This is a genomic window from Qipengyuania sp. NPDC077410 (genome assembly GCF_044543405.1).
GTDB classification, from domain to species: Bacteria; Pseudomonadota; Alphaproteobacteria; order Sphingomonadales; family Sphingomonadaceae; genus Qipengyuania; species Qipengyuania pacifica.
The window spans coordinates 678,921-700,988 of the sequence record NZ_JBITWB010000002.1 but is presented as its reverse complement, the minus strand read 5'-3'; the positions used below and the strand labels follow the sequence as shown (position 1 = coordinate 700,988).

General features: G+C 60.7%; 22 protein-coding genes. 14 read left to right on the top strand and 8 right to left on the bottom strand.

All coding sequences use genetic code 11. The features are described from left to right. Window positions 1-169: 169 nt before the first annotated feature. The 6 genes from ACIGGE_RS11450 to smpB form a co-directional block, all read right to left on the bottom strand. Entirely contained in the window at window positions 170-1,192 is a 1,023-nt protein-coding gene (locus ACIGGE_RS11450; protein ID WP_397490419.1) for an NAD-dependent epimerase/dehydratase family protein, read from the bottom strand. A 184-nt stretch (window positions 1,193-1,376) separates the two neighbouring features. Next, a complete protein-coding gene (locus ACIGGE_RS11445; RefSeq protein ID WP_397490418.1) occupies window positions 1,377-2,003 on the bottom strand; it encodes a glutathione S-transferase family protein in 627 nt (208 codons plus the stop codon). A gap of 195 nt (window positions 2,004-2,198) precedes the next feature. After that, window positions 2,199-3,263: a recombinase RecA gene (gene recA / locus ACIGGE_RS11440; RefSeq protein ID WP_103023260.1), complete on the bottom strand. Its 1,065-nt coding sequence runs from the start codon at window positions 3,261-3,263 to the stop codon at window positions 2,199-2,201. Between the two features lie 140 nt (window positions 3,264-3,403). After that, window positions 3,404-5,878 (bottom strand): response regulator, encoded by a 2,475-nt coding sequence (locus tag ACIGGE_RS11435; RefSeq protein WP_397490417.1) that lies wholly within the window; start codon window positions 5,876-5,878, stop codon window positions 3,404-3,406. Beyond that, window positions 5,875-6,483 carry a DUF2062 domain-containing protein gene (locus ACIGGE_RS11430; protein ID WP_222827275.1) on the bottom strand — a complete coding sequence of 203 codons (609 nt, stop codon included), beginning with the start codon at window positions 6,481-6,483 and terminating at the stop codon, window positions 5,875-5,877. Before ACIGGE_RS11430 ends, ACIGGE_RS11435 begins: the two co-directional genes overlap by 4 nt. Window positions 6,484-6,612: 129 nt before the next feature. Then, a complete protein-coding gene (gene smpB, locus ACIGGE_RS11425; RefSeq protein WP_103023257.1) occupies window positions 6,613-7,095 on the bottom strand; it encodes an SsrA-binding protein SmpB in 483 nt (160 codons plus the stop codon). A gap of 95 nt (window positions 7,096-7,190) precedes the next feature. Between smpB and ACIGGE_RS11420 the strand changes: the two genes are divergently transcribed. Then, window positions 7,191-8,264, top strand: coding sequence for a succinylglutamate desuccinylase/aspartoacylase family protein (locus tag ACIGGE_RS11420; protein WP_397490416.1), 1,074 nt, complete (start codon window positions 7,191-7,193; stop codon window positions 8,262-8,264). Here the strand turns inward: ACIGGE_RS11420 and dapA are convergent. After that, entirely contained in the window at window positions 8,261-9,142 is an 882-nt protein-coding gene (gene dapA, locus ACIGGE_RS11415) for a 4-hydroxy-tetrahydrodipicolinate synthase (protein WP_221597578.1), read from the bottom strand. The two genes, ACIGGE_RS11420 and dapA, sit on opposite strands and share 4 nt — an antisense overlap. 104 nt (window positions 9,143-9,246) lie before the next feature. Here dapA and ACIGGE_RS11410 point away from each other — a divergent pair, with 104 nt between their 5' ends. Genes ACIGGE_RS11410 through ACIGGE_RS11400 form a run of 3 tightly spaced genes read left to right on the top strand, consistent with a single transcriptional unit; the run spans window position 9,247 to window position 12,157 of the window. After that, window positions 9,247-11,181, top strand: coding sequence for a lytic transglycosylase domain-containing protein (locus ACIGGE_RS11410; protein ID WP_397490415.1), 1,935 nt, complete (start codon window positions 9,247-9,249; stop codon window positions 11,179-11,181). A 21-nt stretch (window positions 11,182-11,202) separates the two neighbouring features. Further along, window positions 11,203-11,682, top strand: a complete 480-nt coding sequence (locus ACIGGE_RS11405; protein WP_397490414.1) for a GreA/GreB family elongation factor — start codon at window positions 11,203-11,205, stop codon at window positions 11,680-11,682. Beyond that, on the top strand, window positions 11,675-12,157 hold the full coding sequence (locus ACIGGE_RS11400; RefSeq protein WP_397490413.1) for an invasion associated locus B family protein: 483 nt from the start codon (window positions 11,675-11,677) through the stop codon (window positions 12,155-12,157). Before ACIGGE_RS11405 ends, ACIGGE_RS11400 begins: the two co-directional genes overlap by 8 nt. Before the next feature lie 57 nt (window positions 12,158-12,214). Here ACIGGE_RS11400 and ACIGGE_RS11395 read toward each other — a convergent pair whose 3' ends face one another. Beyond that, complete coding sequence (locus ACIGGE_RS11395) at window positions 12,215-12,880, bottom strand: outer membrane protein (protein ID WP_397490412.1); 666 nt, start codon at window positions 12,878-12,880, stop codon at window positions 12,215-12,217. Window positions 12,881-13,167: 287 nt separating this feature from the next. On the opposite strand from ACIGGE_RS11395, the gene rlmN reads away from it, so the two are divergent. The 10 genes from rlmN to ACIGGE_RS11345 all read left to right on the top strand — a co-directional run bounded on the left by rlmN (window position 13,168) and on the right by ACIGGE_RS11345 (window position 21,857). Continuing rightward, entirely contained in the window at window positions 13,168-14,421 is a 1,254-nt protein-coding gene (rlmN, locus tag ACIGGE_RS11390; protein WP_196846368.1) for a 23S rRNA (adenine(2503)-C(2))-methyltransferase RlmN, read from the top strand. 35 nt (window positions 14,422-14,456) lie between these two features. Continuing rightward, window positions 14,457-15,080, top strand: coding sequence for a class I SAM-dependent methyltransferase (locus ACIGGE_RS11385; RefSeq protein ID WP_397490411.1), 624 nt, complete (start codon window positions 14,457-14,459; stop codon window positions 15,078-15,080). Between the two features lie 198 nt (window positions 15,081-15,278). Then, entirely contained in the window at window positions 15,279-15,920 is a 642-nt protein-coding gene (locus ACIGGE_RS11380) for an MOSC domain-containing protein (RefSeq protein WP_397490410.1), read from the top strand. Window positions 15,921-16,057: 137 nt separating this feature from the next. Continuing rightward, on the top strand, window positions 16,058-16,501 hold the full coding sequence (locus tag ACIGGE_RS11375) for a glycine zipper 2TM domain-containing protein (RefSeq protein WP_103023250.1): 444 nt from the start codon (window positions 16,058-16,060) through the stop codon (window positions 16,499-16,501). A gap of 103 nt (window positions 16,502-16,604) precedes the next feature. Further along, window positions 16,605-17,375, top strand: a complete 771-nt coding sequence (locus tag ACIGGE_RS11370) for an SDR family oxidoreductase (protein ID WP_397490409.1) — start codon at window positions 16,605-16,607, stop codon at window positions 17,373-17,375. After that, window positions 17,372-18,037, top strand: a complete 666-nt coding sequence (locus ACIGGE_RS11365; protein WP_397490408.1) for a cytochrome b/b6 domain-containing protein — start codon at window positions 17,372-17,374, stop codon at window positions 18,035-18,037. The genes ACIGGE_RS11370 and ACIGGE_RS11365 overlap by 4 nt, the downstream gene beginning before the upstream one ends. After that, a complete protein-coding gene (locus ACIGGE_RS11360; protein WP_397490407.1) occupies window positions 18,034-18,774 on the top strand; it encodes a molybdopterin-dependent oxidoreductase in 741 nt (246 codons plus the stop codon). The genes ACIGGE_RS11365 and ACIGGE_RS11360 overlap by 4 nt, the downstream gene beginning before the upstream one ends. A gap of 110 nt (window positions 18,775-18,884) precedes the next feature. Beyond that, entirely contained in the window at window positions 18,885-20,180 is a 1,296-nt protein-coding gene (locus tag ACIGGE_RS11355; protein ID WP_397490406.1) for a class I SAM-dependent methyltransferase, read from the top strand. A gap of 68 nt (window positions 20,181-20,248) precedes the next feature. Next, entirely contained in the window at window positions 20,249-20,512 is a 264-nt protein-coding gene (locus tag ACIGGE_RS11350; RefSeq protein ID WP_103023245.1) for a DksA/TraR family C4-type zinc finger protein, read from the top strand. Window positions 20,513-20,642: 130 nt separating this feature from the next. Continuing rightward, window positions 20,643-21,857 carry an argininosuccinate synthase gene (locus ACIGGE_RS11345; RefSeq protein ID WP_397490405.1) on the top strand — a complete coding sequence of 405 codons (1,215 nt, stop codon included), beginning with the start codon at window positions 20,643-20,645 and terminating at the stop codon, window positions 21,855-21,857. The last annotated feature ends 211 nt before the right edge of the window (window positions 21,858-22,068 follow it).

The following is a 22,068-nucleotide window of genomic DNA, read 5'->3' as shown; positions in this document are numbered from 1 at the left end:
ACGATCAGCAGTGGATGAGACGGATGTGCACCGGCGGACGGTGCCGGATAGACCGGGGCCGGACGCTCGAAAGTCGCTATGCTCGGGGTGTATAGCTACGAAGTACGATGGCACCGTTCATCGCGAAGCGTGCGACCTTGCGGGGCGGCATATGCCCATGGCGGTGAATTCACGTCCGGTAATAGTCACGATACCAGGTAACAAAGCGTGACACGCCTTCGCGAATATCGGTTCGGGGGACATACCCGGTAAGCGACTGCAACAATTCTGCATCCGCCCAGGTGGCAGGAACGTCGCCGGGCTGCATCGGCATGAGATTACGCTCCGCCTTTATTCCCAGCGCCTCCTCGATAGCTGCGATCATATCGCCGAGTTGCACCGGTTGCGAATTGCCGATGTTGACTATCCGCCATGACGCCACAGGGGAAAGACTGTCGTTTGCATCGACGTCCTGCGGGCGGTCGACCCGGATTGGGGGAGCATCGATAAGGCGACGAACAGCCTCGACCAGATCATCGACATAGGTGAAGTCGCGCATCATCTCGCCATTATTGTAGACGTCGATCGCCTCGCCATTCAGCATTGCCTTTGTGAATTTGAACAAGGCCATGTCGGGCCGGCCCCACGGACCATAAACCGTGAAAAAGCGAAACATCGTCACCGGCAAATCGTAGAGATGCGCATAGCTGTGCGCCATCGCCTCGGTCGCTTTCTTGGTCGCGGCGTAGAAGGACATCTGATGGTCCGCCTTCATCGTTTCGCAATACGGCATCTGCGTATTGGCGCCATAGGCTGAAGACGTTGACGCGAGCAGCATGTGCTGTGGCGGGTTCCAACGCGCGGCTTCGAGCAGTTCGAATGTCCCCACGAGATTGCTTTCAAGATAGCTGCGCGGGTTGTCGATCGAATAGCGAACACCAGCCTGCGCCGCGAGATGAACTACGATGTCCGGCGTGTGTTTCGCGAAGAGATCGGCGAGCAGTCCCGGCGTCTCGATCGGCTCATTCACCACGGAAAAGCTCTGGTGCTGAAGCAAAGCTTGCTGCCGGCGTCGCTTCAGCTCGGGATCATAGTAATCGGAAAGCGAGTCTATACCGACGACACGGAAGCCATCCTTGAGGAGGCGGAGACAGGTGAAATAACCGATGAACCCGGCAGCCCCGGTCACCAGTGCCGTACGTGTCTCAGTCATTGATCATTCCTGCACTAATCTGAATATCCGGCTGCCTTATAGGGTTGAAGTGGTTGCTGAAGAACCTGCTCAAACTCTCTGTCCGGGCTCATTCGGGTTACCGTCATGGCGAATGCCTCACCTTTCGTGACACTGGCAGAGCAGACGCGTTTGCTGGAAGGCAGGACGGACCGCGCCGTAACACTCACCACATGAAGTACGCACCGCCGCGTTCCCGGGCGCGCTGCCACGCGGGACGGGCATGGATCGCCTCGACGAAGCGGCCCAGCTTGGGCGCCTTGTCACCATATCCCTGCATGATCGCGATTTCGGCAGGAAAGCTCATCATTACATCGGCCGCCGTCCAGTCATTGCCGACGAAATGGAGATCGTCGGAAATGGCATCCTCCGCAAACTGGATATGCGCGGCAAGCTGCTCGTCGATGCGGGGGGCCAGGGCAGCCGCCGCGTCACCGAGCCGCCCGGTGTACAATTTGAGCATGACGGGCACGAAGAAGCTGCTTTCGCCAAACTGCATCCATTCGAGCTGGCGGACATGGTCTTCCGTATCAGCTTCCGGCAGCCAACTGCCTCCACCGTGACGCTCGCAAAGATACTGGATGATCGCACCACTTTCCGCCACTTGCAGACCATTATCTTCGATCAGCGGCGACTTGCCCAAGGGGTGAACCTGCTTGAGTTCGGGCGGGGCGAGGTTGGTTTCGGCATCGCGCTGATACGGCACGATGTCGTAATCAGTGTTCAGCTCCTCCAGCAACCACAAGATGCGCTGCGAACGGCTGTTGTTGAGATGGTGGACGGTGACTGTCACGCGGCTCTCCTGTCGTGCGATTCGCACCTACACTAGGTCCGGATCGAAGCGGATACCAATCCCATACGGAAAAGCCGGTGTGGCCATGAAGCGGCGCACACCGGCTTTCCGTTTTTTCGGGAACGCCGGGGGACAGTCCGGCTAGTGCGCTGATCCGGGGGATGCTGGATCAGCGTGTTCCCGCTTGAAGAGAATTCAGTCCTCGTCCGCGTCCGGGCCGGTCATCATCTCTTCGGCGACCTCGTCGGTTCGGCCACGAATTGCGGCTTCCAACTTGGTACACATCTCTGGATTTTCCTTCAGGAAGGTCTTGGCGTTCTCACGCCCCTGACCGATCCGGACACTGTCATAGCTGAACCAGCTGCCCGACTTTTCGACCACGCCTGCCTTTACGCCGAGATCGAGAATTTCGCCGATCTTGGAAATGCCTTCGCCATACATGATGTCGAATTCGACCTGCTTGAACGGCGGCGCCACCTTGTTCTTGACCACTTTCACGCGGGTCGCATTGCCGATGATATCGTCGCGATCCTTGATCTGGCCGGTGCGGCGGATGTCCAGACGAACCGACGCATAGAATTTGAGCGCATTGCCGCCAGTGGTGGTTTCCGGATTGCCGTACATCACGCCGATCTTCATGCGCAGCTGGTTGATGAAGATCACCATGCACTTGGAGCGGTTGATCGAACCGGTCAGTTTCCGCAGCGACTGGCTCATCAGACGGGCCTGAAGGCCGACGTGGCTATCGCCCATCTCGCCTTCGATTTCGGCGCGCGGAACGAGCGCTGCGACGGAGTCGACGACCAGCACGTCGATTGCATTGGACCGAACCAGCGTATCGGTGATCTCCAGCGCCTGCTCGCCCGTATCCGGCTGCGACACGATCAATTCGTCAATGTCCACGCCAAGCTTCTTGGCATAGACCGGATCGAGCGCATGTTCCGCATCGACGAAGGCAGCGGTACCGCCCGCCTTCTGGGCTTCTGCAATTACGTGAAGCGCCAGCGTGGTCTTGCCCGAACTTTCCGGGCCATACACTTCGATCACGCGACCCTTGGGCAGACCGCCCACGCCAAGGGCGATATCGAGACCGAGCGAACCGGTGGAGATGGCCTCCACATTCATCGCTTCTTTCTGGCCCAGCTTCATCGCCGAACCCTTGCCGAATGCGCGGTCGATCTGCGCAAGCGCGGCATCCAATGCCTTCTGACGGTCTGCGTCCACTTTCTTGTCCTCTACGAGCTTCAGACTTGCCGCCATGACATTACCTCCTGCGCTTGGCCAGAGCCGGTATCGACTCTTCAACTGACGCGTGATGTATCGGCTTTGTTCCAAAAGAACAAGTGGGGAACGAAAGTTTTTTCCGTTGTCTTTCAATCGGCAGCGTAACGCTGCCTAGGCTACTTGCGCTGGGCACTCAGCACTTCTGCCACTTTCGCGTTGATCTGCTGCACGCTGAAAGGTTTGGGTATGAAGTACATGTTCTCGATGTCGATTTCATTGCGCAGCTGTTCTTCCGCATAGCCCGACATGAACAGGATGGGCACGTGAGCGCGAACATTGCGGATCGCACGCGCCATGGCAGGGCCATCCATTGCCGGCATGACGACATCCGAAACGATCAGGTCGAATTGCGTATCGCCATTGGCCACGATGCCCAGCCCCTCTTCGCCATCGGAAGCGGTGGTCACCGTATAGCCTGCGCGCACCAGCGCCCGTTCGGCGACGGCGCGCACCATGTCCTCATCCTCGACCAGCAGCAGCTTGCCGCCTGCAGACCACTCGGATGCCTTCTGCTCTTCCGGTTCGTCGGCGCGCATGATGGCGGGCAGTTCGCCCTTGTGGACCGGGAGGTAAACGGTGAAGCGGGCACCGATCGGGGTGCCATCCGGGCCCTGCACATTATCGGCGAAAATGAAGCCATTCGACTGCTTGACGATACCGTACACAGTGGAAAGCCCGAGCCCGGTCCCCTTCCCCTGCTCCTTGGTCGTGAAGAAAGGCTCGAATATCTTGTTGAGATGCTCGTCCGGGATCCCGCCGCCCGTGTCCTGGACGATCATGACCGTGTAATCGTCGGCCGGCATGATATCGATGCCCATCTTGCGCACGTCGCGGGCGGAAACCCGGCGTGTGGCCAGGGTCAGGCGGCCCTTCCAGTCCTGCTTGCCCCGTTTCGACGCATAGGCTTGCATCGCATCGCGGGCATTTACAGCCAGGTTGATGATAACCTGTTCGAGCTGCTGGGGATCGGCGCGAACCGAACCGAGCTCCCGATCGTGGCGAACCGAGAACTCGATCTTCTCGCCCATGAGCCGCTTCAGAAGCTGGCTCACTTCACTGACCACGTCGGGCAATTGCAGAACTACGGGGCGCAGCGTCTGCTGGCGGCTGAAGGCGAGCAACTGCCGGGTGAGGCTGGCCGCCCGGTTCGAATTGGCCTTGATCTGCTGGATGTCATCGTAATCGCTGTCGCCCGGCGTATGACGCAGCAGCATGAGATCGCAGTAACCGATAATGGCCGTCAGCACATTGTTGAAATCGTGTGCCACGCCGCCTGCAAGTTGGCCGACTGCCTGCATCTTGGTCGCCTGGGCCACCTGACGCCGCAACCGCTTTTCTTCCGACGAATCCGAAATGGATAGAAGAACCGCCGCATCGCCCAGCCCGCGCACCCCGGCCAGACCGATCGAGACCGGTTCGTCCTTGTTGTTGCCAAGCCGCACAGCCATGTCGCCGCTGGCCGTCGCCCCTTTTGCAAAACGGCGGACGGTGTCAGCCATCGCAGCCTTGTCCTCGCGCACGACCAGATCGGATGGAAACTGCGGCAGGCCGGACGTCTCGCGTTCGACCGCACGCAAGAAGGCCTTGTTGGCAAACAGAAAGCGTCCGTCGCGGTCGGTAAGCGCAAGGCCCAGAGGCAGCGCCGACAGCAGGGCTTCCAGTTGCGGTATCGCCGCCTTGCCCGTGCTTTCCCAGCCGCCGCCTATACCCACGGTGCTGTCCAGCAACAGCATGATGGACGGCGTTTCATCCGCATCGCTCATTTTCGAAGCGTTCGGGATATCGAGCGGCACATGGATCAGCGTCTGGGGCGAACCCTGCTGCCCTTCCCTGGCGAAGAAAATCCGGTCGCGGTCGTCGGATCGCAGCAATTGCACGAACTCCAGTCCGCCGACTGCATTTTCGCGATGGCCGGTGGCCCGTTCCGCCAGACCCGGCGTGGTCGTCTGCACGATGCCGTCGGGTGCCACCAGCGCAACCTCCACGCCCGCGCGCGACAATACTTCGCCCAACGGACCGGCCAGCCGTTCGGACAGGCCATCGTAACTGCGCTGCGTACGAATTTCGTCGAAGCGCCAGACCAGATAGGCCTCGCCCCGCCCACTGCGCTCGATACGCAGGCGATATTCCATGTCGCCGCTGGACAGCCGGACAACAGGAACCTCTGCCCGTCCATCCCGCCACGCACTGCGCGCCGCCTCCGATGCAGCTTCGCGCGACGCCGGGTTCATTGCCAGTTCGTACGGAGCGGAAATTCCGTCGAACCATCCTTCATATGTGGAATTGGCGCACACCAGCCGGTTCGCGCGATCGACAATCGCAATAGCGCGGTGCCGGGTTTCGATCGCTGCACTGGTGACGGACCAATCGGGTTGCAGCATCTGCGTCTCGGCAGGGTCGGTCTTGAGACGAGCGGCCAGCAGCAGCATCAGCAAGATCGCAATCAGCGCGCCGCCATACGCCAGCGCCACCACCGATTGCTGGCCGACCAGCCACACCAAACCGATGGAAACGATGCAGGCCGCCACCACTCCCAACATCAGTGGAGCGGGTGGAAGGCGGGTTATCGGGTTATCGTCCTGCACTTTCATGCCTCGCCATCTTTGCTCAGGCGGTCTTCAAGGCGACGCTCCATAGCGCGCAGACGGCGCTTGCGCTTGCGGGCCACGATGATGCGCCACCCGATGCTTGCCAGCACATAGCCGATCGATGCGCCGACGATGGCGAGGACGACGAAGCCGAAAATGGTCACCAGAACCGTCACGCCCACACCTTCGAACAGATTGACGAACCACGACCAGCGGCCGCTGGTCATCTCGTCCTGAGCCGCGCCGCCTGTCGCCGCCAGATCCACCTTGAGTATGAACACACCCAGCTTGTTTGCCACTACGGCCCAGAAGGGAAAGGTCAGCGGATTGGTGATGAAGGTGACCAGCGCCGACAACGGCACGTTCGCACGCGCGGGCAAGGACATGAAAGCGGCAAGGAATATCTGCCCCACCGGAATGATGAAGCCGGCAAAAATGCCGAGCGCCACGCCGCGCGGCACGCTGCGGCGCGTGAAGCGCCAGAGTTCCGGCGTCAGAAAGCGGTGAGCAATGGGCTGCAAATACTTGTTTTCAGCCATCTGTTCGCGCGTCGGCATATGCCGGCGGATCCAGTCCGTCAGAAAGGTCTTCGATCTGCGCTTGCTCATTGACACAGCGCCGCCATGCGCTGCCTCGAAGGCGAGTTCAAGGGGGTGCGCGAAGCGGACTGCGACGAATGCGGCATGGCTGGCGATGTGGTTACCGCGGGCGCATTTTTTAAGGGCCGAATGGCTCGGTCAGCCCCGCTCGCGCATGAGGCGGGCCTTGTCGCGCTGCCAGTCGCGATCCTTGATCGTGGCGCGCTTGTCATGCGCCTGCTTGCCCTTCGCCAGCGCAAGTTCGACCTTTGCCCGACCGGTCGCGTTGAAATAGATCGATAGCGGAACAAGCGTCATGCCCTTGCGCTCGACCGCACCGAAAAGCTTCTGTATCTCGCGCTCGTGCAGCAGCAGTTTGCGTGGGCGGCGCGGTTCGTGGTTCAGCCGGTTGCCATGCGAATATTCGGGAATATTGGCATTGACCAGCCAGACCTGCCCATCGCGCACTTCGGCATAGCTTTCCTTGATACTGGCCTCGCCCGCCCGCAGCGCCTTCACCTCGGTGCCCTGCAACGCGAGTCCCGCCTCGAAGGTATCTTCGACATGATAGTCGAACCGCACACGCCGATTATCGGCGACGGTCTTCTGCTTATCGAAAGTGGCGGGTTTAGGACGAGCCATAAGGCGGGCGCATGTAGGCGAGCACGAGCCGCTTGGAAAGGGCCAGACCACGCTTTTCGCTTGCCAAGGTGCTGGCCGTTGTGACGATTAGGCAGATGAACGCCGAAACTTCCGCAGAACCTTTCATCATTCACGAAAGCCGGATCGCGCCGGGGACGCAGGCGACCATTGCCATTCCCGTCAGTCAGCAGGTGACGGGACTGAACTCCGCTCTTTCCCTTCGCGTGATGCACGGCACGCGGCGAGGGCCCTGCGTTTTCGTCAGCGCTGCCATTCACGGTGACGAGATCATCGGCACAGCCGTGATCCAGCGATTGCTCGAACGCCTGTCGCCCGAAATGCTGGCAGGGACGATCATTTTTGCGCCTGCCGTCAACATTTACGGTTTTGCCGCGCACAGCCGCTATCTGCCCGACCGGCGCGATCTCAATCGAAGCTTCCCCGGCGCGGAGCATGGCAGTCTGGCCGCTCAGCTGGCGCACTGCTTCCTCACCCACGTCATCGATCGCTGTTCGCTGGGCATCGATATCCATTCGGCGGCGGTCCATCGCTACAATTTGCCGCAGATACGCATTGCCTCTGGCAGCCCCTATCTGTCGGAACTCGCCATGGCATTCGGCGCGCCCATCATCATGGAAAGTCCCCTGCGGCCCGGTTCGATGCGCGCCCTTGCTCACGAACGCGAAACGCCGATGCTCCTGCTGGAGGCAGGCGAAGCCCTTCGCTTCGACCGTTTCGCTCTCAATGTCGGCGTGGCGGGCGTTCTGCGGGTGCTTGCGCATATCGGAATGATCGATGCCGAGGACGGCCTGGAAGATGTCCATGTGCCGCTGCGGTCCAACCGTTCAAGCTGGGTCCGCGCGCCGCGCGGCGGGGTCAGTCGCCGCATCCACAAATCGGGCGACGCCGTGCGCAAGGGCGAACCGCTGGCATTCGTCGGCGGCCTCTTTGGAGAGGACCCGATCAAGCTTGTCAGCCCATCGGACGGCGTGATCATCGGACATGCCACGCTCCCGATCGTCAATCAGGGCGATGCGCTATTCCATATCGCCGAAGTCGACGCGCTCAATCACGCGGGCGAGCATTCCGACAGTATCGTCGAAGCGCTGGCGGTCAGCGATCCGCCCTTCCCCGCCGCGCCATTGCTCGACGAAGACGAAGTGCTCTAGATCAGGCCTGCAATCTCGAGCGCCTCGTCCACCGCCTTGCGGCTTGCCTCGCTGGCATTGCACAGCGGCAGACGGACATCGGGCGAAAACCAGTCGTGCACCCGGCTGAGCGCATACTTCGCCGGTGCCGGACTGGCATCGGAGAACATCGCATAGTGCAAGGGGAACAGCCGGTCGTTGAGCTCCCGCGCCTTGACCAGCTCGTTCGCTGCGATGGCATCGTGGAATTCCGCGCACAGCGCCGGGGCGACATTGGCGGTTACCGAAATACATCCGGATCCGCCTGCGGCCGAATGCGGCAGCCACAATTCGTCATTGCCCGATAGCTGGCAGAACTCGCGCCCGATCCCCATCCGGTGATCCGCGACGCGCGAAAGGTCGCCGCTAGCATCCTTGATGGCGACGATCCGATCTGGGTATTTGCGGACCAGTTCGACGACCGTTTCGTCCTCGATATCCGTCACCGTCCGCCCCGGGACATTGTAGAGAACGATCGGCAGGTCGCTGTTTTCTGCAAGAAAGCTGAAATGGGCGATAAGGCCTGCCTGGCTCGGCCGGTTGTAATAGGGCGCGACGCACAGTCCGGCCGCGGCCCCCGCCTTCTTCGAAAACTGCATGTGCAGCAGCGCATTGCGCGTGTCGTTGGAACCGCAGCCGGCAATCACGGGGACGCGGCCGGCCGCCTGCTCGATGCAGACTTCGATGACCCGGTGGTGCTCTGCATTCGACAGGGTCGATGCCTCGCCGGTCGTACCGCATGGCACCAATCCCTTGCTCCCGTTATCGATCTGCCAGTCGACGAGCTTGCGAAAAGCGGCTTCGTCGAACGATCCGTCGCGAAAAGGAGTCGCCAGAGCCGGAATCGAGCCTGAAAACATTTACGTGAGTCCTGCGTTAGAGATATGAAACAAGGCAGTTTTTGGCGGCACGCGCCATAATTCATTCAGCGCCTGATAAGGAGGGGCCGGGCACTATGTCCAGCATGGGCAGTAAAACAGTTTTCACTCTCGCACTTGTGCTCGGCACTTCGCTGGCATTCCCTTCAATTTCTCAGGCACAGGACAATGCGCGTACCAGCCTTGTCGCGCAGCAGCCGGGCAGCCTCGATCAGGCAGTCGGTCAGTGGGAATATCTGACAAGTCAGGAAAACCTGCCCTTCTCTTCCTACGCGGGCTTCATCAACAGCTATCCCGATTTCCCCAAGCAGGACTTGCTCCAGCGGCGGGCGGAAGCTGCGCTGGATCGCGATGCGCCGTCTCCGCAGACGCTCGTCTCCTTCTTCGACCGGCACCCGCCCCTCACCAATAGCGGCAAGGCGCGTTACGCCCTGGCGCTGGCGTCGCTGGATCGTCCCGAAGCGCTGGAGGTGGCACGCGAAGCCTGGCGTGGTGGCACGATGAGCGGCCCCGCAGAACTGTACATGCAGGGTCTGTTCGGCGCGCGTTTCGCGCCCGAAGATCAGGACGCGCGGATGGATGCGCTTTTGTGGCAGGGCAATTACGAAGCCGCCTCGCGCCACATCGTGCGGGTATCGCCGGCCTATCGTCCGACCGCGCAGGCACGGCTCGCCATGCTTCAGGGCAGCACGCCGTCGCAGGCAGGCGTGCCGGTTCCCCCCAACGCGATGAACGACGCCGGTTACGTTTACAATCTTGCCCGCTACTATCGCAATTCGGGCCAGCCCTACGAAGCGGTCAACCTGCTCTCGTCCCGTGCATCCTTTGCGGCGCCTGCCTTCGATGGCACGCAATTTGTCAGCGAAGCCCTGGCTGTGGCCAAGAGCGCGGGTTCCGCCCAAGCTGTCAGCATCGCGTCGAAAATCGACGATGTCTTCGCCCCCGGCACGGATATTTCGGACGGCTCCTTCACTCTGCGCGACAAATATACCGATCTCATGTGGCTCGGCGGTACGAAGGCATTGTGGTCGATGGGTGACGGCGCCCAGGCCGCGCCGCTGTTCTATCGCTATGGTACTGCGGCCAAGACGCCGTTGACCCGTTCTAAAGGGTTCTATTGGGCCGGCCGTGCCGCGTCCCGCGCCGGTGATCGTGCCGGTGCCCAGCGTTACTGGGAAATGGCCGCCGAATATCCTGACTGGTATTACGGACAGCTCGCCCTAAGCGAGCTTGGCCGGCCCATGCCCACATTCGCGAATGTCCCCGCTGCCAGTTCGGCCGAACGCGCCGCTTTTGAAGCCGATCCGCTGACCGGTGCGCTGCGGGCGATTTCCCGCAATCGGCGCGACTGGCGGACCGAACGCGCCTTCTTCGAAGCCATTGCCCAAAAGGCGGACACGCCCGGCGAAATGGCTCTCGTCGGTCAGCTGGCTGAACAGACCGGTATGGACGAAATGGCGGTCGTCGCAGGCCTCGTGGCGGGCGAACACGGCTTCAAGGGCTTCGAACGCCTCGGCTACCCGACCGTCCAGACCCATTCGGGCGCAAACTGGACCATGGTCCATGCCATCGCCCGGCAGGAAAGCGAATTTGACCGCAACCGTGTGAGCCATGCCGGTGCGCGCGGGATGATGCAGCTGATGCCCGGAACCGCACGCGAAGAAGCGGGCAAGATCGGGGTCAGCTACATGTCGGCGGACCTTACCGCCAACCCGAGCTACAATATCCGTCTCGGCGATGCGCACTTCGCCCGCCTGATGGACCGTTACGGCGGCGCTTATCCCCTGGCCATCGCAGCGTATAATGCAGGCCCGGGGCGAGTGAACCAGTGGCTCGCGGCCAATGGCGATCCGCGCAATGGTTCGGTCGACTGGGTTACCTGGATCGAACAGATCCCGTCCAATTTCGAAACGCGCTATTATGTCATGCGCGTGATCGGAAACGCGGTCAGCTATGCCAACATGCATCCGGACAAATCGTCCAGCTATGAACGCGATATCGGGAATTACCTGCGCCGCTGATTTGCGCTAGGGCGCAAGCCCATGCAGCCCAAATCCAATCCCGTTACGCCCGCTGGCTATGCCGCGATGAAGGCCCGTTACGACCATCTTCTTGGCATCGAACGGCCCGAAATCGTCGAAATAGTCAGCTGGGCGGCGGGCAATGGCGACCGCAGCGAAAACGGCGATTATCTCTACGGGCGCAAGCGCATGCGCGAAATCGATCGCGAACTGTCGCACCTTGCACGCCGGATGAAGACCGCGCGGGTCATCGACCCCGTCGAACAGCCCGACAAGTCACGGGCTTTTTTCGGGGCCACCGTCACTCTGGCGGACGAGGATGATAACGAACGGGTCGTCACCCTTGTCGGTGACGATGAACAGGACGCCAGCTCCGGGCGCATCGGCTGGTCGTCTCCCCTCGCCCGGGCATTGAAAGGCGCGTCGGTCGGCGATCTGCGCAACGTCAATCTGCCCGGCGGCACGAAGGAATGGGAAATCGTTGCGATCGCCTATGCGTAAACTGATCGCAGTCGCCGCGCTTACCTTGGCTGCGCCTCTCGCAGCGAAGGACAGCCTCGGCGTGTTTTCCGACTGGGGGGCATTTCGCGATCCCTCGCTACCGCGGTGTTATGCCATCGCGATGGCGGAAGACAGCCGCGCGCGCCGCGATTTCGAACCCTTCGCCACCATCGGTACCTGGCCGCGCCAGAATATCCGCGGGCAGGTTCATTTCCGCCTCTCGCGCCAGCTCGCGCAGCGGCCCCGCATTACGCTTTCCATCGGCGCCAAGAGCTTCCAGCTGACCGGCGGCGGCGGCGATGCCTGGGCTGAAGACCGCACGATGGATGCCGCCATTGTTGCAGCGATGCGGTCGGCCAGCCGCATGACCGTCCGCGCTACCGGCATCAACGGCCGTCGCTTCTCCGACAGCTATTCCCTGGCCGGCGCGGCCACGGCTATGGATGCAGCAACGCTTTCCTGTTCGCGACGCTGACAAAAAAAGGGCCGGAGAGCATAAAGCTCCCCGGCCCCTTCTTAATGGCGCAATGGCTTAGAAGCGCATGCCGACGCCTGCCATGACCTGGTGGCGGTCAAGGTCGACATCGAAGTTGCGGCTGGTGCTGCCGTCGGCGAACTCGATGTTCGCGTCGCTGTAGTTCGAATAACGATATTCGAGGTTCACGTAGGTGTTCGGGTTGACGGCATATTCAACACCTGCACCTGCGCGCCAGCCGTCCAGCTTGAAGTCGCGATCTGTTTCGACCGTGCCATAGTCGCTGAGGATGTTCAGCTTGGCATTGGTGTAACCGCCCTTTGCGTACAGCAGGGCATCGGGTGCAATCTTGGCACCGACGCGCGCGCCGATGTAGAGATCGCGGCCAGCGTCGACTTCACCCAGCCCAAAGCCTTCGAAATCGCCGTCGTCGAAATTGGTGCTCGCCGTGGAGTCGGTGTATTCACTTTCCACACCGACAACCGCGCCGCCAAGGTCCACGTCGTAACCGAGGACCACGCCATAGGCGAGACCGTCGATCGACTGGTCGTTGTTGTTCGGCTCGTTGTCGATGTCGACGCTGCTACCGGCCTGTACGGCGTCGTAACCCGCGGTCACACCTGCACGAAAGCCGGTGAACTGGCCATCGGTGCTCTGCGCCATGGCTGGGGCCGACATGCCGGCGATGGTTCCTGCGACGAGAAGAGCTGTTGTCTTGTTCATTATATACTCCGTTTTTTAACCCGCGATTTTTGCATCGCGTGGACTAGGAAAACGGTGGTTCCGCTGGCGAGTTTCATTAACGTAACACAACAAGAATATGTTGCATTAGGGACACATTATTACGGCCCGGGCGTGTACTTCCCGGGATGAAACGCAGGAATCCACGCACCCTTCTCCCGCTGCGGAGTGAAAGCGTTCACCTGCCGGACCCTGTTCGGTGTCCGTAATTTTCCCGCAATTCTTCAATGTGGCCAAATCGCCCTCCACGCCCTATATGGGGCGCTCCCATGACCCAGACGACACTGATGAGCATTCCCGGGCAGATCGACCCGGTTCCCGTCGCGCGTGACATCACGCCGCGCGAAGACGGCCGCGTGGACCTGATCGGTCTGCCCAAGGACCGTATCCGCGAACTTTTTGACGAAGCGGGCCTCGACGCCAAGCAGGCGAAACTGCGTGCCAAGCAGGTCTTCCACTGGCTCTACCATCGCGGCGTGACCGATTTCGAAGCGATGACCGATATCGCCAAGACCATGCGCCCATGGCTTGCCGAACGGTTCTTTATCGGCCGGCCGGACGTGGTCGAAGCCCAGCATTCGACGGACGGCACGCGCAAGTGGCTGCTCAGGACGTCGGACGGCCATGAATTCGAAATGGTCTTCATCCCCGATGCCGACCGCGGCACGCTTTGCGTATCGAGCCAGGTGGGTTGCACTCTGAACTGCCGTTTCTGCCACACCGGGACGATGCGCCTCGTGCGTAATCTCACTCCGGGTGAAATCGTCGGTCAGGTCATGCTGGCACGCGACGCACTGGGCGAATGGCCCAAGGGTTCGATGGCGGGTCTCGAAGTGGAAGAAGACAGCGCCCAATACACCTCCGATGGCCGGCTACTGACCAACATCGTGATGATGGGAATGGGCGAACCGCTATATAATTTCGACAATGTCAAAGGTGCCCTCAAGCTCGTCATGGATGGCGAAGGGCTGGCCCTGTCGAAGCGGCGCATCACGCTCTCGACCAGCGGTGTCGTTCCGGCAATGGAACGCTGCGGGGAAGAAATCGGCGTGAACCTGGCGGTTTCGCTCCACGCGGTGACCAAAGAAATCCGCGACGAGATCGTGCCGCTCAACAAGAAATACGGCATCGACGAATTGCTAGAAGCCTGCGCCGCCTATCCGGGCGCGTCGAATGCGCGCCGTATCACCTTCGAATATGTCATGCTCAAGGACAAGAACGACACCGACGAGCATGCGCACGAACTCGTTCGCCTGCTGAAGCATTACAAACTGCCGGCGAAGGTGAACCTCATCCCCTTCAATCCCTGGCCCGGTGCGCCCTACGAATGTTCGACGCCCGAACGGGTGAAGCGCTTCTCCGAAATCGTGTTCGAACACGGCATCAGCGCACCCGTTCGCACCCCACGCGGACGCGACATCGACGCGGCCTGCGGCCAGCTCAAGACCGCCGCAGAAAAGAAAAGCCGCGCCCAGCGCGACCGCGAAGCGGCCGAAGCATTGGAATCAACCGCGACGGCCTGAGATCAACTTGCGGGCCACTGCCGCGGTAGTGCGGTTTGGTCGTACTGAAGTTGGAGGTTGGGATTACCGCTGATCCGGCCACACTCGCGTTTTACCGTGCCAACGCACCGCAATACACGCGCGACTTCGCTCAGAAGCCGAGCCGACATCTGGACGCATTCCTCGATCGCCTGAAAGCTGGCGCAAGGGTTATGGAACTCGGCTGCGGGGCCGGATGCGATGCTGCGCGGATGATGGAACGCGGGTTCGATGTCGATGCCACGGACGGCACCCCTGAAATGGCTGCAAAGGCTAACGAGCATTATGGCGTCGGTGCGCGGGTGATGCGTTTCGACGAGCTTATGGCAGATGACGATTATGACGCGGTATGGGCCAATGCTTGCCTGCTTCATGTCGGACGGTCCGATCTACCGACCCTGCTAACAGCAATCCGCCGGGCGCTGCGCCCCTGTGGGTGGCACTTCGCAAGCTACAAACTCGGCAATGGCGAAGGTCGCGATCTGCTCGGACGATTACATAATTTCCCCGACCCGCAATGGCTCGAAGACAGCTATTACAACGCCGGCTTCGCCATAGAGGGTGTGGAAATCTTCCCCGGACAAGGCGCAGATGGAACACCGCGCGACTGGATGGCCTTGACGACCCGGCGCCCGTCCTGATCCTCTATGGATCTAAGCGCTTTCCTACACCCCTCTCCTGTGCTGAAACGGGCAGATGGCACTCTCGGACCCTCAGGAAAACTGCGCGTTTCCGGGCCTTTCGCAAGCTGACATTTTTGTGCCCTGGACAGTGGTCCATGTGGTCCATGTCTATTACCGTGCGGGTCTCGAACCATCGGGACGGATGAGGGATTGCGCATGACGATTGTGGTCGAAGCCTTGTGCACGGGCCAGCCCCGGCCTTTCAACGGCGCAGAACTCAGCGCGATCGACAAGCGGCCCGCGGAGGGTCCGGTCATGATCCGCAGCTTCGGGCTCGAAGGGGACATGGTTGCCGACACCAGGCACCATGGCGGCCCCGACATGGCCGTGCATCACTATCCTCACGACCACTATTCCGCATGGGCTGAATGGCTCGGCGGCCACGAACTGCTGTCAGGTCCCGCCGCCTTCGGGGAAAACATCGAGGCTACGGGCCTCGTCGAAACCGACGTCCGCATCGGTGACCGTTTTCGTCTTGGCGAAGCTCTGCTGGAGGTCAGCCAACCCCGCAAACCATGCTGGAAGATCGAACATCGCTTCGGCCGGAAAGGCATGGTTGCGCATATCGTAAAGACGCACATCAGCGGCTGGTATTACCGCGTCATCGAAGAAGGCATCGCGCAGGCAGGCGATCATCTGACGAAGGTCGATGAAGGCAAGACGGACTGGACCGTGGCACGCCTTTTCGCGGCGCTTTACGCCCCTTCCTTCAAGCCCGCGCCAGACCAGCTCGAGGAGATTTGCATGCTCGAAAAGCTGAGCGAAGCGGTACGCCTTTCCTTGTCCCGAAAGCTCTGAAAACCAGCGGCTGGTCCTTTGTTTTGGCTCGGCTCATCGCGTTTTTGGCAGGACAACAGATCGTTCATCGGACGTTGTGGAGCCTCTGGCGATTTCGAGCGTCATCCACACACAAATCACGAATGAGGAGATTTCAGATGAACAGGATCGCCCTTGGTATCGCCGCAGGTTCGCTGGCAGCAATCGCCGCTCCAGCCGCTGCTGTCGAAATTGCACCCGCCCCTTTCACTTCGGCAAGCGCCTTGGTTGAAACGTCTGCCCCGACCACGACCGTGGCAGCCCTGCACGACCGTGACCGTCGTTATCGTGGCGGCCGTGGCCGGGTCTATGACGATCGCGGCCGTTACTACGAACCCCGCCGCATCAGCCGCCGTGACCGCATGTGGCGCGGCAATGACGGTCGCTATTATTGCAAGCGCGATAACGGCACTACCGGCCTCGTTATCGGTGCAGGCGTCGGCGCCCTTGCCGGCCACGAAATTGCCGGCCGCGGTGATCGTACCCTCGGCGCGATCCTCGGCGGTGTCGTCGGCGGCGTTGTCGGTCGCGAAATCGACAGGGGCAGCCTGAGCTGCCGCTAATCGCTGGATCTGATCGGGAAACCGGTCTCGCGGCGCGCCGCTACCGAACCATCGGTGGCGGCGCGCCTTTTCTTTGCCGGGCGTGCCGCTATGGTCGGCGGCGATGAGTGATGCCAGACCAGCAGTTCTCGTAACGGGAGGCGCGAAACGTATCGGCGCGGCGATCGCGCGGGCATTCGGCAACGCCGGATGGCATGTGGTGATCCATTACGGAAGCTCGCGAGAAGACGCCGCAGCGCTGGCGGACAGTCTCCCCTCGGCCGAAACGGTGCAGTGCGATCTCGCAGATGACGCGGCCACTGCACAGATGATAACCGATCTGAGCGCCCGCCTGTCCGATTGGGCTGCACTGGTCAATTGCGCTGCCATTTTCGAAGCCGACGATGTAACCTTTCTCGATCCTGGCACGAATGCACGCACGATGCAGATCAATGCCCGCACACCCGCCCTCATGGCGCAGGCCTATCTGCGCTCGGCACGTGCAGTCGCCGGACGCCGCGTGATCCAGATTACCGATCAGAAGATCGCCAATCCCAACCCGGATTTCTTCAGCTACACGATGAGCAAGCATGCGCTGGCATCGACGGTCCCGATGCTGGCCATGGGTGCCGCCAGACCGGACGACCGGGTTTATGCCCTTGCCCCCGGCGCCATTCTTGCCAGTCACGATCAGCGCGAAGAGGAAACCGAAATCTCCCACCGCATGAACCTGCTGAAGCGCAAGACGGGCCAGGACGAGGTGGCGCAGGCCGCCCTTTTCCTCGCGCAAGGTCATCTCGCCAGCGGACAGACGCTATATTGCGACAGCGGGCAGCACCTGCTCTCTCAGCCACGCGACGTAATCTACCTTGCCCGGGAGGAACGGCACGCATGAAACGACACGCCCTCAGCACGCGGCTCTGGCATTGGCTCAATCTGCTGTGCGTGGTCGTCCTGTTCATGTCGGGACTGACGATCTCGAACGCGCATCGTCGGCTGTACTGGGGCGATTGGGGCTTCGAAGCCAGTCAGGCATGGCTTATGGTGCCGCGCTTTCCCGACTGGATGACGATACCGGGGTATTACAGCCTGGCCGTTGCGCGGGACTGGCACATTCTGATGGCATGGCCTTTCGCATTGGGGCTGCTGTTCATGTGGATCGCGATGATGGTCAATCGCCATTTCAAACGCGATATCGTGACGAAACGCAGGGAATGGCGACCTTCCGCAATCTGGCGGGATGTCGTCGAACATCTTAAGCTCAATTTCGATCATCACGAAGGGAAGTACAATTTCCTCCAGAAACTCGCCTATGGCCTCGTCCTGGGTGTGTTTCTGCCGATGATGATCTTCACCGGCATCTCCATCAGCCCCGGCATGGAGCCGACCTTCGGATGGCTGGTAGACCTTCTGGGTGGACGACAGTCGGCCCGGAGCCTGCACTTCATTTTCGCTTTCGCGATCGCCGGGTTCTTTATCGTGCACGTTCTGCTGGTGATTCTCTCCGGACCCATCCGCCAGATGCGAGACATGATTACGGGAGGGCGCAAGGCATGAAGCGTCGCAATTTCCTCGTCGCTGCGGGCGCGGCTCTGGTCGCCGGATGTAACCGGATAGCCGAAACGAACGCGGGCAAAGCGGTTCTGGACGCCGCCGACAGTTGGCACAAAAATGCCCAGCGCCTGCTGACGAGCCGCGACGCTCTCGCTCCGGAATATCCGGCCAGCGCCATCTCGCCCGTCTTTCGCGGCAATGGCTCGACAGATCCGCAAAACGGCGACTATCCCCGTCATGTCGAGGAAGGCTTTGCCAACTGGCGCCTTGAAGTGACCGGGCTGGTCGCAAATCCGCTCAGCCTGAGCCTTGAGAACATCCGCAGGCTTCCCCAGCGCACCCAGATCACCCGCCACGATTGCGTGGAAGGCTGGAGCGCGATCGGCCAATGGACCGGGCCGCAACTTTCTGTGCTGCTCGACGCTGCCGAATTGCGCGACGATGCCAGGTTCGTGATCTTTCGCTGCGCCGATAATCTGAACGGCGGCGATTATTACGAAAGCGTCGATTTAATCGATGCGTACCACCCGCAAACCATCATCGCTCACTCGCTGAACGGTCAGGCGCTTCCGGTGCGCAACGGAGCCCCGCTCAGGATGCGGATCGAACGACAGCTTGGTTACAAGCACGCGAAATATCTGACGGGGATCGAAGCCGTCGCCAGTCTCGACGATGTGGGTCTCGGCAAAGGCGGGTACTGGGAAGACCGCGCCGGATACCAGTGGTACGCGGGCATCTGATCGACCTTGGCTTTGCTGCACCGTCCTGCTCCGCGATCCCGCTTCGATTGACTTGCCCTCCCCCGGTGCCCCACAGACGCCTTTAATTCAGACAAGGGAGATCGCCTCAGATGTGGCTGCTCGATAAATTTTTGAAAGCCGCGATCAAGCAGGGCCGGATGGTCGTCACCGATTACGATGGCGCGACGTATGAGTACGGTTCCGCTTCAGAAGGCGAGCCCCCCCTGCACATCCGCCTGACCGACAAGAAAGCAGCCAATCACATTGCCCGCTACCCTCAGGTTGGCGCGGGCGAAGCCTTCATGTGGGGATGGCTTCATGTCGAAGAGCCGCACGATATTCGCGACCTCGTCCTCTTCGTGACCAAGAATGCCAAAGGTGATGGCGAACGGGCGCTGAAACCGCAGGGACCGCTGCGCAAGGCTGCCCAGAAACTGCTCGCGACAGTCGACAGCCTCAATCCGCGCGACAAGGCGCGCAAGAACGCCGAACACACGTACAATCTCACTCGTGAGCTTTACGAGCGTTTCCTCGACGAGGACCGTCAGTACACCATGGCCTATTACCGTGGCGATCCGGCCACGACCTCGCTCGAGAAGGCACAGCTCGACAAGAAGGCGCATCTAGCCGCCAAGATGTACGTGCAGCCGGGCCAGCGAATTCTCGATATCGGGTGCGGCTGGGGTGGGTTCGCGCTCTACCTCGCACGCCATTACGATGTGGAAGTCACCGGCGTCGCTCTCGCGCCAGACCAGATCGCTTTCTGCCAGGAGCGGGCTGAGGAAGCTGGCCTGGCCGACCGTGTGCGTTTCGAATTGATGGATTATCGTGACGTTACCGGAAGCTTCGACCGGATCAGTTCGGTCGGCCTTCTCGAACATGTCGGCACGCCGCATTACCCGCAGTTCTTCGAACACACCGCACGTCTGCTGGCGCCCAAGGGCGTCATGATGAGCCACTGCTGTGGCCGCGCAGGCCCTCCCGGATTTACCGACAAGTGGACGCGCAAGTACATCTTCCCCGGCGGTTACATTCCGGCCCTCTCCGAACTCGTGAGCCAGAGCGAGAAATTCGGCTGGGAGGTAACGGACGTCGAAGCGATGCGCTTCCATTACAGTCACACTCTGGAAGAATGGTACAACCGCACCGTCCTTCACGAAAAAAAGATCGTCGAACTGTACGACGAACGCTTCTATCGCATGTGGTTATTCTATTTGGCTGGGGCAGAGCAGAGCTTTCGGCACGGCAATATGGTCAATTGGCAAATCCAGTATGTGAAGGATCGCGAGGCCATTCCGATGACCCGCGAATATCTGGAAGCGGAAAGCGCACGGCTCCGGGCCGCCGACGAGGGCAATGTGCCCCAATGGCATCTCGATCCGGCTTTGCGCGAAGCTGCCGAGTAATACGCCTGCCTCCCCTGATTTGATTATCTCGTTTTCTTTCCTACCTTTGTAAGAGAAGGAGAGCTTTCATGGCAGGCGGTTGGGCGCGCGATGGCGCCGTACAGGACCAGATCGACGACACCGTGTCCGACGCGGTGAGCGCAGCACGTGCACGTCTGCCGGTAGGCGAAAGCGAGCGGTGGTGCGTTGAATGTGGGGAGGAGATTCCCGAGAAACGCCGCGAAGCCCTTCCCGGCGTCAAGCGGTGCGTTGCCTGCCAGTCTGGCCGTGATGCGAACGCGCGCAGTTCGGGCATCAACCGCCGGGGAAGCAAGGACAGTCAATTGCGCTGATGCTGGCGCACGCCCATGACACGCCCATTAAGCGTGTGAGCATTTCAGCTTTAGACGGGCAAAGCGTGAAACGATTGCCTAGCGCCCCTTCCCCCTGCTAGCGGCGCGCGCGTAACAGCAAGGTGCCCCCATGTCCGATATCAAACGCGTCGTCCTCGCCTACTCCGGTGGTCTGGATACTTCCGTCATCGCCAAATGGCTCGAGGTAGAGCGCGGACTGGAAGTGGTCACCTTTACTGCAGACCTTGGTCAGGGTGAGGAGATCGAGCCTGCGCGTGAAAAAGCACGCGCGATGGGTATTCCGGACCAGCATATTTTCATCGAAGATCTGCGTGAAGAGTTCGTGCGTGATTTCGTCTTTCCGATGATGCGGGCAAATGCCCGTTACGAAGGCGACTATCTCCTCGGTACGAGCATTGCCCGCCCACTCATCTCCAAGCGCCTCGTCGAAATCGCTCATGAAACCGGAGCGGACGCAATCGCCCACGGGGCGACCGGCAAGGGCAACGACCAGGTCCGTTTCGAACTCTCGGCCTACGCGCTCGATCCCGACATCAAGGTTATCGCTCCTTGGCGCGAATGGGACCTCACGAGCCGGACCGCGCTGATCGCATGGGCGGAAGCGCACCAGATCGCCGTGCCCAAGGACAAGCGCGGCGAAAGCCCCTTTTCGACCGACGCGAACCTTCTTCATACCTCGTCCGAAGGCAAAGTGCTTGAGGATCCGTGGGAGGAAACGCCGGATTATGTCTACTCGCGCACCAACCATCCGGAAGACGCGCCCGACACGCCCGAATATATCACAATCGACTTTGAAAACGGCGATGGCACCGCTTTGAACGGCGAGGCGATGAGCCCTGCAACGTTGCTCGCAGCGCTCAACGATCTGGGCCGCAAACATGGCATCGGCAGACTTGATCTGGTCGAGAACCGTTTTGTCGGGATGAAGAGCCGGGGAATGTACGAAACGCCCGGCGGAGAGATCTATGCCCGGGCCCACCGCGGCATCGAACAGATCACGCTCGACCGGGGCGCCGCACATCTCAAGGACGAGCTGATGCCGCGCTATGCCGAACTGGTCTACAATGGCCTCTGGTTCAGCCCTGAACGCGAAATGCTGCAGGCCGCAGTGGACCTGAGTCAGGAAAAGGTATCGGGCACCGTTCGCCTGAAGCTCTACAAGGGCAACGCAATAGTCGTCGGGCGCAAATCGGCCAACTCGCTATATTCCGAAGCCCATGTGACCTTCGAAGATGACGCGGGCGCGTATGACCAGAAAGACGCCGAAGGCTTTATCAAGCTCAATGCTCTGCGTCTCCGCCTTCTCGCAAAACGCGATCGGTAATTACGCTGACAAGACCACAAGGCGGTGTAATATTACGCCGCCAAGCCCTCTGACATTATGATTTTGCGATAAAGCGTTTGGTTATCCACCTTCCTCCACAAGCAAATCTGGGGAAAGTGGATAACTCGCGCCTTGCGCGCTGGACGAATCGCTACATCGGGAGCAGCTTCAGGTCATCGGAACGGCACGGACATTCGACGAAATTGAGAGC